This window comes from Leptospira alstonii serovar Sichuan str. 79601 (genome assembly GCF_000347175.1).
Taxonomy (GTDB): Bacteria; Spirochaetota; Leptospiria; order Leptospirales; family Leptospiraceae; genus Leptospira; species Leptospira alstonii.
In genome coordinates this window covers 33,662-47,438 of record NZ_ANIK01000045.1, presented here as the reverse complement: position 1 = coordinate 47,438, position 13,777 = coordinate 33,662, and the positions used below count along the sequence as shown (strand labels likewise).

Below are 13,777 nucleotides of genomic sequence, written 5' to 3'. Positions count from 1 at the left end.
AAATTGGATTCTTAGATTTTCGGGCCAAAAGCGGTAAAGTCGAAGTCTTTCGATCCTTCCGCGTACTGCTTAAAGTTTTTAATGAACATTTCCCCTAATTTCTTAGCGGTTTCATCGTAAGCGGCTTTGTCACTCCAAGCCTCTCTCGGATCCAAAATCGAAGTATCGACTCCGGCGATCGCTTTCGGATACGCTACTTGAAAAACCGGGTGGGTCACGAACTCGGACTTCTCGATGTTTCCGTTTAAGATTTCATCGATGATTTTACGAGTGGAAGGAAGGTTCATACGCTTTCCAACACCGTAAGATCCTCCGACAAGACCGGTGTTCATCAGATACGCTCTCACATTGTGTTTTTTCATTTTTTCACCGAGCAACTTGGCGTACTTGGTAGGGTGCAGAGTCATAAACGCCGCTCCGAAACACGCGGAAAAAGTCGCGGTAGGCTCTTTAATTCCTCTTTCGGTTCCCGCAACCTTCGCGGTATAACCCGAAAGGAAGTGATACATCGCTTGTTCGATACTCAACTTGGAAACGGGGGGAAGAACTCCAAACGCATCATAAGTTAAGAATATAATGGTTTTGGGATGTCCTCCTTTGGAAGGAACTTGAATATTATTGATGTGAAAAATCGGATAAGAAACTCGGGTATTTTCCGTTTTTGCAGCGGAGGAATAATCCACCGTTTTTGTTTGAGGATCGTAAACCACGTTTTCCAGAAGAGCGTCTTTACGAATCGCCTCATAAATGTCCGGCTCGGTTTGGCGATCTAAATTGATAACCTTTGCGTAACAACCGCCTTCTATATTGAAGATTCCGTTGTCGTCCCAACCGTGTTCGTCGTCTCCGATCAGTTTACGATTCGGGTCCGTAGAAAGAGTTGTTTTACCGGTTCCGGAAAGTCCGAAGAAAAGAGCGGTGTCTCCGTCCTTACCTACGTTTGCGGAACAGTGCATACTGAGAATTCCCTGTAAAGGAAGTTTGTAATTCATAACGGAGAAGATACCTTTCTTCATTTCTCCGCCGTATTCGGTTCCACCGATGATACAAATCTTCTTCGCAAGATGAAAGATCACAAACACTTCGGAGTTCATTCCGTGTTGTTTGAAGTTTTCATTCTTAATACCGCAAGCGTTGATGATCGTAAATTCGGGGTCCAGTGCCACCAATTCTTCTTTTGTAGGACGAAGGAACATGTTGGTGCAAAAGTGATGTTGCCAAGCCTTTTCGGAAACGACTCGCAGACTTACTCTGGTTTCAGGATTGGCGCCCGCGTAGCCGTCAAAAACGTAAAGTTTTTTGTGACTCAGATAGTTTACACATTTCTTATAGAGTTCGTCAAAGATCGCTTCGGAAACTTTAAAATTGATATGACTCCACCAAATGTTTCCGTTCGAGGAAGGCTCATCAACGAAATACTTGTCTTTAGGGGATCTACCTGTAAAAATCCCGGTATCTACCATCATGGTTCCGTTGCTGGAAACTACAGTTTCTCCGTTTTTTTTCTCATGCTCATAAATTTCATCATAGGAAAGGTTATGGAAAATTTCAGAAGGTTCGAGTCCGAGTTCCTTCAAGCCTTTTACCTGAGTCTGGGCCTGCATTTGATTGCTCCTTGGGAATTCTATTTCAATTTTTTTACGCTAAAGCTGAAAGTCAACCGATTCAAGACGGATGAGGCTGGCGATTTCCCTTCTCGGAAGATCCGTTCGGGTTCGCTTTAGTGAAAATCATTTTCCCGGCAGCCGTTTGAATGATGGAAGTCACTGTCACTTTGACCTCTTTTCCAACGAGATGACCACCGTTCTCAATGACAACCATAGTACCGTCTTCGAGGTAACCGATTCCTTGATTTTCATCCTTTCCTTCTTTGATCACTTGGATTCCCAGCTCTTCTCCGGGAAGAACGACCGGTTTCAACGCGTTCGCGAGAGTATTTAAATTTAAAACCTTAACACCTTGCAATTCGGCAACCTTGTTCAAATTAAAATCGTTAGTTACGATTTTTCCGCCGGTATCTCTTGCTAACTTAATCAGTTTGGCATCCACTTCTCGCGTATCCGAATAATCTTTATAAGTGATTTTTACTTCGATCGATCCTTTGCGTTGAAGTTTGTTCAACATCTCAAGACCTCTTCTTCCTCGCGCTCTTTTGATCGGATCGGAAGAATCACTGATGAGCTGAATTTCTCTCAAAACAAAGTTCGGGAGAATCAACGGTCCATCCAAGAAATGCGTATCGGCTATATCTAAAATTCTTCCGTCGATCACTACGGAAGTATCGAGAATTTTATCTCTGACTTCTTCCTTTTCGATACCGACTCCGAATCCGCTTCCTGAACCTCCGCCTCCGCCGAAAATTCCGAGACCGGGTTCTTTCGCGAACGCGATTCCGGAGAGAATTCCAAAGAGACCGAATAAAAAGTAAAGGGCTACGTTTAATTCTTCAAAATGAACGACTGCTCCCACAAACCAAGCGATCGCAAGTCCGAGAAGCGCGCCCAGCCCGGCGCAAAAAAGGACGTCCGCTTTGAGTTTTGGAAAAAGATTGGATTCTCCATAAAGAAGAATTATGGAAACTAACAGAACGACTCCGGCGATAGGCCCGGCTAAATAGATATCTCCTGCTTGCTTATGGGTTACTGCGAATGTAATTCCGGAGAGGAATAGAGACGTGAGTACTTTGTAGAAATGAATCATAACTCAAATCCTTAATTGTATTTGAGTTTTTGCGGAACTTTACTCTTCTTCTGCCTTTTTTTCACTAGGAGAGAGGGTGCTCGCCAATACGTCGGAAACGAGATTCCCCGCTTCTTCCTGCGTAACACCTTTACTCAATGCAACTTCCATTTTCACAAGATTATAGGCACTTTCGTAAAGCTTTCTCTCCATGATGGAAAGTTCTTTTCCACTTGCTCTACGAAATAGATTTCTGCAAACTTCTCCGACCTCATAAATGGATCCGGATTTGATCTTGTTGAGGTTATTTTGGTAGCGGATCTTCCAGTCTTCTTCCGTATCAACTTCGTCCTTCTTAAGGAGCGCGATGACTTTCTTGATCTCTTTTTTATCGATGATAGGACGAATTCGAACCTGCTCTGCTTTATCAACAGGTATCATAACCTTCATCTTACTACCTTGGATCTCGAGAACGTAGCAATCCTTCTTTTTACCAAGGATATTCTTTTTGGAGATTTCAAGAATTTCTCCAACCCCATGGATGGGATAGACTACGTAGTCGCCTACCTTGTGTTCGATTTCGGAATTTTTCTTTTTGGCAGCCAAGTAAGTATGATAACTTCCGTTAAAACTCTGCCTAAGAAAGTAGCATAAATTTGACGAAAGTCAACAAAATTATCCTAAAAGGTTATTAAAGTTTAAGTGAACGAATCTTTGCCGAATGAAACGCCGGGTCGTTGAGTGGTTGAATTCTTTCCAAAGCTTCTCTTGCTTCTTCTTCGGAATAAAAATAACCCAGGTAAAGTTCGCCCTTGGAGGAACGAAAAATTCTGCCTTTAAACTCGTTTCTTGCCATCAGAAGCCTTTTTCCGAGTTCAACCGCTTGTAGAGAATCGGAAGTCGGAATTACGACCAGATAATTCGTTTCGCCGATTTGAGGCGGATATAGAATTTTAGAATCCGTTGAGCCGGACTCTTTAGGATTTAATTTAGAAAGACTTTCCTGATTCTTGAAGGATTCTACGGAATCGTTTTCTTTTGTAGAAAATAAGGATCTCAGCCCACCACTCTCATTTTTTCTTTCTTGAGAAGAAACGTTTCTGAAAGTCTGAAATTCGTTTTGTGCAAAAGTTTCTTCTTTGTGATCCAGCTTGAGACCTACAACAAGGCCTGCCGTAAAAAGGGAAATCGAACCCAATAATAAAACAAAGGCGGAACGAGTAGATGAGAAAATCTGAATCGGTGATCCGGATTTTTTATTGTGTTGAACCGTTTGAATCGTTCGATTGAAATCGGCGGTTTCGCGGACCGGAGTTCGGACCGAAGATTGTTTGAGTCTTCTCGAATAATCGATATTCTGCATTCAGGAATCCTGGTTCTATTTTTAAAATCGGCCTAAATGCATAATTTCTGTTGAAAAAAACTATCCTTTTCTACCGGATTCGCAATGTAAGATCGATGATTCCAAAACGATAAGCGTATGTACGACGGAGATTAATAGTAAAAAAATTATTTAGGAGGGAATGAAATTCATTCTGAATGAATTTCACCTCGGCCAGGTATGATTTTTATAGACTACATTTTGGATTATGATTTGATTTCGACCTATTGGAATGAAATCGGAAACAACTAAAAAATCACGACTTAAAACTCGACCAATGTGATCCGTAGCTTTCCGGAAAACATCGTCGAGTTTTCAGGAAAAAATTTATTCCATGGATTTTTTTAAAGGAACGATCAAAGCGTCGTAATTAGAAGATATACCTTGGCAAGCCTGAGCGTTCCGTTCCATAAGGCCGACGCTTTCCAAAATCACTCCGACCAATTTTCTCCTTCCGGAACGATACTGATCTTGATCCTCGGCGGGTATTCCGGGTTTGCCATTACTTTTCCATTTTTCACACTTTGAACCCAAATCCGCACAAATTTTTGCTTCTAAGTCCGAACACGGTTTACAACCGATCATTGCAGCCGAAAGGATCATTCCTAAAATCAACGTTTTTTTCATACATTTTGCTCCTTTGAATCATCTATTGAAATTTCGATTTCGCTTTATTCGATCGAGAAGGGAATTTACTTTTATCGATGTCTTAAATTTAGAAGACGTCTTTTCGTTTTTCGAAGCAAATTAGATTCATCGGAAAGAGTAGGCAATTCTTTTATTTTTCCCTAATGGATAATAAAATCGGTTACGCGAAAATTTTTTGGCTCCGATCAACGTTAATCTATCTGCCATTAGACAAAATCAAAATCGCTCACTGAAATCCTTAAAAAAGGATCCGTAGAATTGCACCATCGCGTCCCATTTTGAATTGATAGGTTAAGCCGACATTTTACAGTTATGCCGATATTGTAAACGAATGCATCGATCTTTCTTGCAAATCCGTTTTCTTTCGCATTTGTAAAACCAAAAACTTTCGTTTCGATATTTGGATAGGCGTAAAACACACTTCTAAAGCATTCTATAATAGAGTTGTTAAAAAATTCAATTACCGCATTAACAAAACTGCTTCAATCGCCCATTTCAATGAAACAGAAACAAATGGAGAATTAATTTTTCGACAACTCTAATATAAATGCGGGTTTTTAGAGGTTCCCTATAAAGGTCTTAAGGGTTTCCGAGTAAGTAGACACATTCACTTTTTGTAAAGTTCCTTTTATATATTTCGAAAGCGCATCGATTCGTGAATTTATGACTGCGCTTTCTTTTAAAGTAAAAAGGAATTCAAGGTTCATTCTTTGTAAGATTTAACCGGCCCAAACGATCGAAGGATAAAGGTAAAAATAAAAAACCCCGGCTTTTTACTGCCGAGGTTTTACGTTTTCGGAAAATCCGGATCGAAATTTTAAACTGAAAAACGTCAACCCACCAAATAAAGAAGCGGGAAGAGATATATCCAGATCAAGTCGACTACGTGCCAGAAAAGACCCACACCTTCTAACGGAGTGTAATAAGAAGAATTCAATTCTCCTTTGATTACCTTGATCATCACCCAGATGATAAGTCCGGCTCCTATCAAAACGTGAGATCCGTGAATTCCGGTCATTACAAAGTAAAAACCGAAGAACATAGCGGCATTCTTAATATCTGCCATTTCTGCGTTATGAAAGAATTTTCCAGGAAGAAGCCCGTGATGGATCTTCGCGGTATATTCAAAATACTTCACGACCATAAATGTCATGGCACAAAGAACCGTAACAGCAAGCGCGATCACAGCCGCTTTCTTCTTATCAACCTGAACAAAATGGATTCCAAGCGCCATCGTAAAGGAACTGAAAAGCAGAACGACCGTGTTGAAAGCTCCCATCGGAACGGACAAGTGATGACTTCCCGCGTGGAAAACATCAGGATACAAAGAATGATAAATGGTATAACCCACAAAAAGGGCGCCAAACATTAGAATTTCCGTAACAAGGAATAACCAGATTCCTTGTTTAGAAGCGTCGTATTGATGCTCTGCACTGTCAAAGTGATGAGCATGGTGAAATTCCGCGTGCTTAGCGGTACTCATAAGGTCCTCCTGTGACTACTGGAGTTTTTTCAAAATTTTCATGCGTCGGCGGAGAAGGAATCGTCCACTCGAGAGTTTTTCCTCCCCAAGGATTGTTTCCAGCTTCTTTTCCCGCGATTAATCCGTGAATTACCGCAATCAAACCGACTAAAAATCCGGTTCCAATGAGCCAAGAACCCACTGTGGAAATTTGGTTCAGACTTGTAAATTCAGGTAAGTAGTCGTAGTATCTTCTCGGCATTCCCATCGACCCAAGAATGAACTGCGGGAAGAAGGTTACATTAAATCCGGTGAAAATGAACACCCAGGAAATTCTTCCTAAAAGATCGGAAGTCATTTTACCGGTAACTTTTGGAAACCAGTAGATGATCGCTCCCATCACCGCCATCAAAGTTCCACCCACCATCACGTAATGGAAGTGAGCCACTACGAAATATGTATCGTGAAAGTGAACGTCCATCCCGGTAGAAGCCAAAAATACCCCGGTTAAACCGCCGATCGTAAAAAGAAACATAAATCCGATTGCAAAGAGCATCGGCGCATCCAAACGAACGGATCCTTTATACATCGTCGAAATCCAGTTGAAGAGTTTGATCGCCGTGGGAACTCCCACGAGCATCGTGATGAAGGAGAATAAAACCCCCGCAAACTCGGACTGACCGGATACGAACATGTGATGTCCCCAAACTAAGAAGGAAACCGCAGCAATCGCAAGAGAAGAATACGCAATCGCGGTATATCCGAAGATGATCTTTCTAGAGAAAGTAGCCACCAGTTCGGAGATTATGCCCATCGCAGGGAGAATCATGATGTAAACCGCAGGGTGAGAATAGAACCAGAAGAAGTGTTGGAACAGAACCGGATCTCCACCGAGAGTCGGATCAAAAATTCCCACGCCCAAGGTTCTTTCCGCAACGAGAAGAAGAAGAGTGATTGCAAGAACCGGAGTCGCCAAAACCTGAATGATGGAAGTCGCGTAAAGCGCCCAAACCATCAAAGGAATTCGGTTCATCGTCATTCCGGGAGCTCTGAGTTTATGAGTAGTAACGATGAAATTCAACCCGGTCAAAATGGAAGAAAATCCCATTACGAAAGCGCCCATTACCAACATAATCACCCCATTGGAAACGGAGTTAGAAATGGAATACGGCGTATAAAAAGTCCAACCGGTATCCACTTTTTGCGTAAACAGAGAAAATGCCGCGATCGCCGCGCCTGACATAAAGATATACCAGCTCGCTAAGTTCAATCTCGGAAATGCAACGTCCTTCGCACCCAATTGAATCGGAAGAACGAAGTTTCCAAAAATCGCAGGAATTCCGGGAACGATTACCATAAAAACCATGATGGCGCCGTGATAGGTCATCATTCGGTTGTAGATATCCGGAGTCACAAATCCGAGAGTTTGCCCCGGAGTAAAAAGTTCGATACGAACCAGAAGAGCGAAAACCCCTCCCAAAAGGAAGAATGACATAATCGCAAAGAAATACATGATCCCGATCCGCTTGTGATCGATTGTCGTGAACCAGGACCAGATTCCCTTTTCGTGGTTGAGGTAGTTGTCAGTATGACTTGCAGTTGCTGTAGACATGTTCCTCTCCTATTTAAGGGTTTTAATATATTCGATCAGAGCGTTGATTTCGTCATCGGAAAGTTGTCCCTGATAAGAAGGCATCGCAGGCGGATAACCTTTTACGACTTGAGCGATCGGTTGCAGAATCGATTTACGAATGTAGTTTTCATCCGCGTTGACTCCAGGCCCCGCCTCAAACTCTCTCGCGCTTCCGAAAAGACCCTTGTAAGAAGGTCCAACCAGACGAGAACCGTCGAGTGAGTGACATCCCGCACAAGCTTTTTCCGCGTAGAGTTTTTTACCGAGTTCAGCGGGAGGAATTTTAGAAAGATCTACATTACCCGCGGCGGCATACCATTTATCGTAAGTTTCGGAATCCACAACACGAATCGCCGAAAGCATATTCGAGTGAGAAGTTCCGCAGAACTCAGTACAATAAACGACGAAGTCACCTTTTTCAGTCGGAGTAAAAACAAGCGTAGTATAACGTCCAGGGATCACATCCATTTTATTCCGGAAGGCAGGAACGAAAAAGGAGTGAAGAACATCCTGGGATGTCATAACAAGACGAATTGTTTTTCCAACGGGAACGTAAATTCCATTCGGCTGAAACAGAGTGTCTAACTTTTCGGTCGCGTTAGGAGAAACAACGGTAACTCCGTTCGCATACTTGAAAGTCCACTGCCATTGTCTTGCAGTTACGTGAATTTCAATATCACCTTTATCATGAACTTTTCTGAGGTCTGCGAAAATCACCCAACCCCACCAGAAAATCACAATCATAATAACCAAGGGGATAAAGGACCAAAGAAATTCTGCCAAAGTATTGTGTGTGATATAGGCAGTTTTATCCGCGTCCGTCTTTCTCCGGTATTTAAAAATAAACCAAGTCATTCCCCCGATGAGAATGACAAAGAAGATCAGACTGGATACGAGTAGAAAGAGATAGAGATTGTCTACGTTCTTTGCTACTTCGGAAGCCTGAACCGGCATGAAACTTGTTGCCGTAATGAGGTTCAACCAGGTCATTTTTTTGAAGTTACTCCTTCCTAATGAGTTCGGAATTTCTGTTATGCCTGATCCAGAATGGGATCAAGAACGCCGCCATAATGAGAAGAGTGAAGAATCCACCCAATTTCATAATATTATAAGCGTACAAAGTATATGTATTTTTGCCTGGGTCAAATTGAAAGCAAAAAAGGGCAAATTGATCGGTGAAATCCCCTATTTTACCGTCGGACGCTTCTAATAATGAAAGTTTCAACGTTCTTTCATCGAAAGTAATTCCGTGAAGATAACGAGAAATCTTTCCCGAAGGTGTGATGACATAAGCGACGGAAGAATGAATCCATTGTTCGTTTTCAGGATTCCATTTATAGGAAAATCCGACGGAATCGGCAAGGGCGGTGATCTCTTTTTGATCTCCCGTAAGAAAATGCCAACCTTGTCCGTTACCGCGAGAATATTCTTTGAGATAAGAGTTCTTCTTGGCGAGAGCGAGATCGGAAGTTTCTTTGGGATCAAAAGAAACGGCGACGTATTCGAATTCGTTTCCGACTTCCCAACTTAATTTTTTGAGTACGTCCGTAATTCCATTCAGATGAAAGTTACACAACGTCGGACACTTATAATAAACAAGGGAGAGAAGAACCGGTTTATCTTTTTTAAAGAAAGAGCTTAAAAGAACCGGCTTTCCGGTTTCATCGCGAAAAGAAAGGGAAAGGTCAAGCTGGTTTCCCAACTTCTCCCGAACTCCTACTCCTTCCAATTCTTTCGGCTTTTCATTTTTATCAAACCGAGCAGCCGGATCATAAGAGTAAAGAGAAGCGGTGAATATAAAAAAAACAATCCCTGAAATCAGGGAATTTTTAAGTGTCAAGATTTAAGCTCCGGGATTTCCCAGATATTATTTCGCCTGAACGTTTGCAGGAAGATTGAGAGAATGTTCTTTTACTCCAGGATGGAAAAAAGACAGATAAGTAAAGAATGCTAAGTTCCCAAAAAGAACTACGATAAAAGTCCAAAATCCGGGTTTATTGTATTCACTTTGTTGCGCCATGGAAGAAGGCTCCTGTAATTGATTCTCATTCTCTCAAAAGAAGAGAATCCAAAAGATTCAAGGACAGGATTGGATGAATCTCTTTTTTTGGAAGTAATATTTTAATACATACGAGAAGCCTCGAAGATCCACCGTAAAAATTACAATTTCTAAAAGCTGATGCCGTAATTTTTACAACAACTTTCATTGCCCTTGAGGATCGATTTACGATTATGGTATTTTAGAGCCTCTTGCGAAAGGCTTTCCTGACAGAATGAACTCCCACATTTCTTCAAAATTTCGTTTGTTTTATAAAATCTCTTTATTCTTGAGCATACTTATCTTTTTTAATTTGCTCTATGGACCTTTAGTGAGGGCTACAGGATCCGGACTTGCCTGTCCGGATTGGCCGTTTTGTTTCGGAAAAATTTTCCCAACCTTCGATTTTCAGATTTTTATGGAAGTCTCGCACCGCTATTATTCCGGTTTTTTAGGACTGATTCTTTTGGGCCTTACAATCTGGACGTTTGCGGACAAGATTCTTAGAAAAGAATTCGGAATTTATTTAGGACTTGCGATTCTTCTTTTGATTTCACAAATCAACTTAGGAAGATTGACCGTAACCTTAAAACTCGATCCGACTTCGGTAAATCTTCACTTGTTGAATGCGATCGTTTTCTTTTTAGTCATCCTTACCGTTTCCATCGATTCCAGAGAAAAGGCATTGTATCAAAAAGAATTTTTCATCAAGGCGGATTCTTTATTCAGAAAAGATAATGTTTTTTATTTTCTTCTTTTGATCGGAATCGTTATCCAGATCGTTTTAGGAGGACGCGTCAGTTCTCATTATGCGGGACTCGCTTGTCCGGACTTTCCGACTTGTTGGGGTCAATGGATTCCGGATAACCCATTAGAAATCGTTAAAATTCAAGTCTTTCACAGATTCGGCGCATACGCGGTTGTATTGCTGCTTACGATCACGTTGGGTTTTGCCATTTGGAAGGATTTTCCGGCAACTGCAAAAAGATTTCTTCAGATCTCCATGTATCTTGTCGTGGCTCAAATCATTTTAGGGATTTTGAATGTATTTTTCGGACTTCCGAAACTTGTAACCGCGCTTCACACCGGCTTTGCGGTTCTTTTACTTACTTCGGCTTACCTTTCCCTGATTTCCAGAGCGGTTATACTGACTTCGGAAAACGAATGGAGGCCCGAAAAATAATTCGGGATACTATGATGGCAAGTTCCACTTTTTTTTCCGATTGGAATCAAATGATCAAACCGAGAGTAACTTCTTTGGTTTTAGCCACCATCATTCCAGGTTTGTATCTCGCAAGTGAACAATCCCCTTCCGGATTTTTGATCGCGGTCACTTTGTTCGGAACTTTTTTGATGTCTTCCGCTTCGTTTATCTTCAATCAGGTGATCGAAAAAGATCGAGACGCGAAAATGAAACGAACTTCCAATCGTCCGGTTCCTTCGGGGAGAATCAGCATTCCGCAAGCTACGTTAGTCGGGCTTTCTATGATGGGATTGTCCTTTTATATACTTGCAGTTTACGTAAATCTTTTAACCGCGTTATGTGCGCTTGCGGCTTTGATTTCCTACGTTTTCCTTTATACGATTCTTTTAAAACCGAGAACCACCCAAAATATCGTAATCGGCGGAGTCGCGGGATGTGTGGGACCTTTGATCGGTTATGCGGCAATCGGAAATTCGCTTCCGATTCAAGCCTGGATTTTGTTTACAATGATTTTCTTATGGACTCCGGCCCATTTCTGGGCCTTGGCGATTTTTCTTAAGGAAGAATACTCCGACGCGGATTTTCCCATGTTACCCGTTGTTAAAGGAATCAATCAAACGACAAAGTCCATATTTTTTTATACGATCCTCTATTCTCTTTCCTGTGTTAGCTTTTATTTTTTAGAACCTTCGATGGGCTTTCTGTATCTCACTTCCGTGGTGCTTGTTTGTATCCGGATGGGAATTCTCTCCTATCGACTGATCCAAAATCCCGAACGTCAAGCGGCTAAAAAATTCTTTTTATTTTCAATCCTTCATCTTTTTATCGTAAACATCATAATCGTAGTCGATCATGTTATTTGAATTTTAGAAAAGATTAAAATTTCGCCGATTCTCTATCCATAATGGCACGAAACTTAATTCGTTTAAAAACGTAAGCGGAGTTTCCCGCAAATTTCGGGCGGTTCCTGCGATGCCAACCGGAAGAGACGCGATCGTACTGAGTAAGCGCAGGACCGGGCTCGCAGCTTCGGTCGATCCATTGGGGTCGTTTTAGATAAGAAAATTTCCGGATTTGCAATGGATCGACCCCGCTTTGATCCCTACCGCGGGGAAACGAAACTCCACCGTCGTGTTCCCGAGCATTACCAGAGGCGAGAATGTGCAGTAAAAGCTTAACTGAATGGAAGGAGATCGACTATTAAAAGATTTTTACTACTTTGTATCTACTCCTACCACTTTCCTTTTCGAATTGAATGGTTGCTTTTTTAGGAAATGATTTTAGAATTTTGTCTTCAAATTCACCAGAATCATAATGAATCTTAATTAAAGAACCAGATTCGTCATCTGAATCTTGTTCTTCATACATGATAAAACTCTTTGTGACATGATTGATTTCTCGTACAAAGCCTTTTACTATAAAATTATCCCAATCAACCCTATTATCCTTTTTTTTGTGGGTAGGAGCAATATAATTAATTACTTCACGAATTTCCGAATGAACTTCTATCGATTCAGAATCATTAAATTCAGGGTGAATTCGAATAATAGTTTCTGATCCTGGTATAGGAGTAAGTCCTTTAAATGCTTTTATCGTACTATCGCGTTTTTTATCGTCATTCCTAAATATCTTATTAAGATTACTTTCTACCTTTTCTTTGGGTTCATTCAGAGTTAGAAATAATTCTGTAAACTGTTTACTAATTTCTTCGCGATTAAATTTTTTATCTGAGTAATTATCGCTAGAATAATCGAAACAAAGAATTGTACTACCTCGTAAAACATTAACAAGATTCAATTTTGCATCTTTATTAAAAGCTTTTATAGTTTTTTGGAATGAAGATAAAATAGTGCTCGCGTTTCCAACTGGAAGAAAAATTTCATCTAATGAGCCTTTTACAGCCACTGAGTAGGAATACTGTAAAGAGCGAATTTGATTAAAATCAAGGGCATCCTCAACATCTTTAATTAAAGAATAGAGCCTATCAATCGGATATGAAGCCTCAGCAAAATAAAGAATATTATCTTCTGCTCCTTTTCTAATTTGAGCCAAAGACTTTACTTTCGCTCGAATTTCATCAGCATATTGATCTATATTTTCTAAGATAACTTCCTTACTCCTCATTAGGAACCACCTCATCAAAAGACAATTTGACCAATCCTACTTTTGCAAAACTATTATCTAAACTATGATCTTTATGAAGATCATCAATCAAACTTCCTTGCAAAGAATTTACATCCATAGGATCAGCTATAGTCATACGACCTATTGGTTCAATTTTCCCTTTATATTTTTGGAAAGCCTCTCCATTTCTAGAAAAGTATTTTGAATTAGATTTGTGATCTACTTTCATCTTTGGTTTAAAAACCGCGATAATCTTAATAATTGCATCCTTAGAATCCTCATTCCTTAAAAAACTTCCGCCAATAATTAAACATTCAGGAGTTATTTTGTTTTTCTTTAAATTCTTACAATAATCAATTAAGAGGCTTAATTGAATTTTCTTTTTAGCAAAGGTTTCATAAAACTTTTTAAAATCCGTATATCCCGTTTCAATAAATGGGGGTGGAGGTTCTTTCAAATATCTTGTGTTTATATCAAATGAATCAGACCTCATATGTTGGCATTTCTCTCTTCTTTATTTTTAACTATCGTCACAATGCGTCAAAATCAAAAGAAAATTAAATAAAATCTTCATAATTATGCTACATATTTCTAATTCGCACACTCCC

The 13,777-nt window shown here is 40.5% G+C and carries 14 protein-coding genes; 2 read left to right on the top strand and 12 right to left on the bottom strand.

The window, feature by feature from the left end; translation table 11 throughout:
• Positions 1 to 11: 11 nt before the first annotated feature.
• The 10 genes from pckA to LEP1GSC194_RS21980 form a co-directional block, all read right to left on the bottom strand.
• Complete coding sequence (gene pckA, locus LEP1GSC194_RS10265) at positions 12 to 1,604, bottom strand: phosphoenolpyruvate carboxykinase (ATP) (protein ID WP_020773568.1); 1,593 nt, start codon at positions 1,602 to 1,604, stop codon at positions 12 to 14.
• Positions 1,605 to 1,665: 61 nt separating this feature from the next.
• Positions 1,666 to 2,700 carry a PIN/TRAM domain-containing protein gene (locus LEP1GSC194_RS10260; RefSeq protein ID WP_020773535.1) on the bottom strand — a complete coding sequence of 345 codons (1,035 nt, stop codon included), beginning with the start codon at positions 2,698 to 2,700 and terminating at the stop codon, positions 1,666 to 1,668.
• A gap of 39 nt (positions 2,701 to 2,739) precedes the next feature.
• Entirely contained in the window at positions 2,740 to 3,285 is a 546-nt protein-coding gene (locus tag LEP1GSC194_RS10255) for a CarD family transcriptional regulator (protein WP_000729197.1), read from the bottom strand.
• Between the two features lie 85 nt (positions 3,286 to 3,370).
• Positions 3,371 to 4,042: a hypothetical protein gene (locus LEP1GSC194_RS10250; RefSeq protein ID WP_020773502.1), complete on the bottom strand. Its 672-nt coding sequence runs from the start codon at positions 4,040 to 4,042 to the stop codon at positions 3,371 to 3,373.
• Positions 4,043 to 4,387: 345 nt separating this feature from the next.
• Positions 4,388 to 4,687, bottom strand: a complete 300-nt coding sequence (locus tag LEP1GSC194_RS10245) for a hypothetical protein (RefSeq protein ID WP_017808872.1) — start codon at positions 4,685 to 4,687, stop codon at positions 4,388 to 4,390.
• Between the two features lie 853 nt (positions 4,688 to 5,540).
• Positions 5,541 to 6,191, bottom strand: a complete 651-nt coding sequence (locus LEP1GSC194_RS10240) for a cytochrome c oxidase subunit 3 family protein (RefSeq protein WP_081605079.1) — start codon at positions 6,189 to 6,191, stop codon at positions 5,541 to 5,543.
• A complete protein-coding gene (gene ctaD / locus LEP1GSC194_RS10235; protein WP_036042188.1) occupies positions 6,178 to 7,782 on the bottom strand; it encodes a cytochrome c oxidase subunit I in 1,605 nt (534 codons plus the stop codon). The genes LEP1GSC194_RS10240 and ctaD overlap by 14 nt, the downstream gene beginning before the upstream one ends.
• Positions 7,783 to 7,791: 9 nt before the next feature.
• Positions 7,792 to 8,793, bottom strand: a complete 1,002-nt coding sequence (coxB, locus tag LEP1GSC194_RS10230) for a cytochrome c oxidase subunit II (RefSeq protein WP_196809720.1) — start codon at positions 8,791 to 8,793, stop codon at positions 7,792 to 7,794.
• 10 nt (positions 8,794 to 8,803) lie between these two features.
• Positions 8,804 to 9,643, bottom strand: a complete 840-nt coding sequence (locus tag LEP1GSC194_RS10225) for an SCO family protein (RefSeq protein WP_020773542.1) — start codon at positions 9,641 to 9,643, stop codon at positions 8,804 to 8,806.
• Positions 9,644 to 9,670: 27 nt separating this feature from the next.
• On the bottom strand, positions 9,671 to 9,823 hold the full coding sequence (locus tag LEP1GSC194_RS21980) for a hypothetical protein (RefSeq protein WP_020773488.1): 153 nt from the start codon (positions 9,821 to 9,823) through the stop codon (positions 9,671 to 9,673).
• 253 nt (positions 9,824 to 10,076) lie between these two features.
• On the opposite strand from LEP1GSC194_RS21980, the gene LEP1GSC194_RS10220 reads away from it, so the two are divergent.
• Both LEP1GSC194_RS10220 and cyoE read left to right on the top strand, forming a co-directional pair.
• Entirely contained in the window at positions 10,077 to 11,024 is a 948-nt protein-coding gene (locus LEP1GSC194_RS10220; RefSeq protein WP_036042187.1) for a COX15/CtaA family protein, read from the top strand.
• 14 nt (positions 11,025 to 11,038) lie between these two features.
• Complete coding sequence (gene cyoE / locus LEP1GSC194_RS10215; protein WP_020773514.1) at positions 11,039 to 11,908, top strand: heme o synthase; 870 nt, start codon at positions 11,039 to 11,041, stop codon at positions 11,906 to 11,908.
• A gap of 337 nt (positions 11,909 to 12,245) precedes the next feature.
• Here the strand turns inward: cyoE and LEP1GSC194_RS10205 are convergent, their stop codons facing one another.
• Both LEP1GSC194_RS10205 and LEP1GSC194_RS10200 read right to left on the bottom strand, forming a co-directional pair.
• The gene (locus LEP1GSC194_RS10205; protein WP_020773492.1) at positions 12,246 to 13,169 is read right to left on the bottom strand and encodes a hypothetical protein; all 924 of its coding nucleotides are present in this window, start codon (positions 13,167 to 13,169) and stop codon (positions 12,246 to 12,248) included.
• Positions 13,159 to 13,662, bottom strand: a complete 504-nt coding sequence (locus tag LEP1GSC194_RS10200; protein WP_020773523.1) for a hypothetical protein — start codon at positions 13,660 to 13,662, stop codon at positions 13,159 to 13,161. Before LEP1GSC194_RS10200 ends, LEP1GSC194_RS10205 begins: the two co-directional genes overlap by 11 nt.
• Between the last annotated feature and the right edge of the window lie 115 nt (positions 13,663 to 13,777).

Excerpts from the sequence above, each read along its gene's own strand:
- pckA (WP_020773568.1), bottom strand. The coding sequence starts at position 1,604 with ATGCAGGCCCAGACTCAGGTAAAAGGCTTGAAGGAACTCGGACTCGAA.
- LEP1GSC194_RS10260 (WP_020773535.1), bottom strand. The coding sequence starts at position 2,700 with ATGATTCATTTCTACAAAGTACTCACGTCTCTATTCCTCTCCGGAATT.
- LEP1GSC194_RS10250 (WP_020773502.1), bottom strand. The coding sequence starts at position 4,042 with ATGCAGAATATCGATTATTCGAGAAGACTCAAACAATCTTCGGTCCGA.
- LEP1GSC194_RS10245 (WP_017808872.1), bottom strand. The coding sequence starts at position 4,687 with ATGAAAAAAACGTTGATTTTAGGAATGATCCTTTCGGCTGCAATGATC.
- LEP1GSC194_RS10240 (WP_081605079.1), bottom strand. The coding sequence starts at position 6,191 with ATGAGTACCGCTAAGCACGCGGAATTTCACCATGCTCATCACTTTGAC.
- ctaD (WP_036042188.1), bottom strand. The coding sequence starts at position 7,782 with ATGTCTACAGCAACTGCAAGTCATACTGACAACTACCTCAACCACGAA.
- coxB (WP_196809720.1), bottom strand. The coding sequence starts at position 8,793 with ATGACCTGGTTGAACCTCATTACGGCAACAAGTTTCATGCCGGTTCAG.
- LEP1GSC194_RS21980 (WP_020773488.1), bottom strand. The coding sequence starts at position 9,823 with ATGGCGCAACAAAGTGAATACAATAAACCCGGATTTTGGACTTTTATC.
- LEP1GSC194_RS10220 (WP_036042187.1), top strand. The coding sequence starts at position 10,077 with ATGAACTCCCACATTTCTTCAAAATTTCGTTTGTTTTATAAAATCTCT.
- cyoE (WP_020773514.1), top strand. The coding sequence starts at position 11,039 with ATGGCAAGTTCCACTTTTTTTTCCGATTGGAATCAAATGATCAAACCG.
- LEP1GSC194_RS10205 (WP_020773492.1), bottom strand. The coding sequence starts at position 13,169 with ATGAGGAGTAAGGAAGTTATCTTAGAAAATATAGATCAATATGCTGAT.
- LEP1GSC194_RS10200 (WP_020773523.1), bottom strand. The coding sequence starts at position 13,662 with ATGAGGTCTGATTCATTTGATATAAACACAAGATATTTGAAAGAACCT.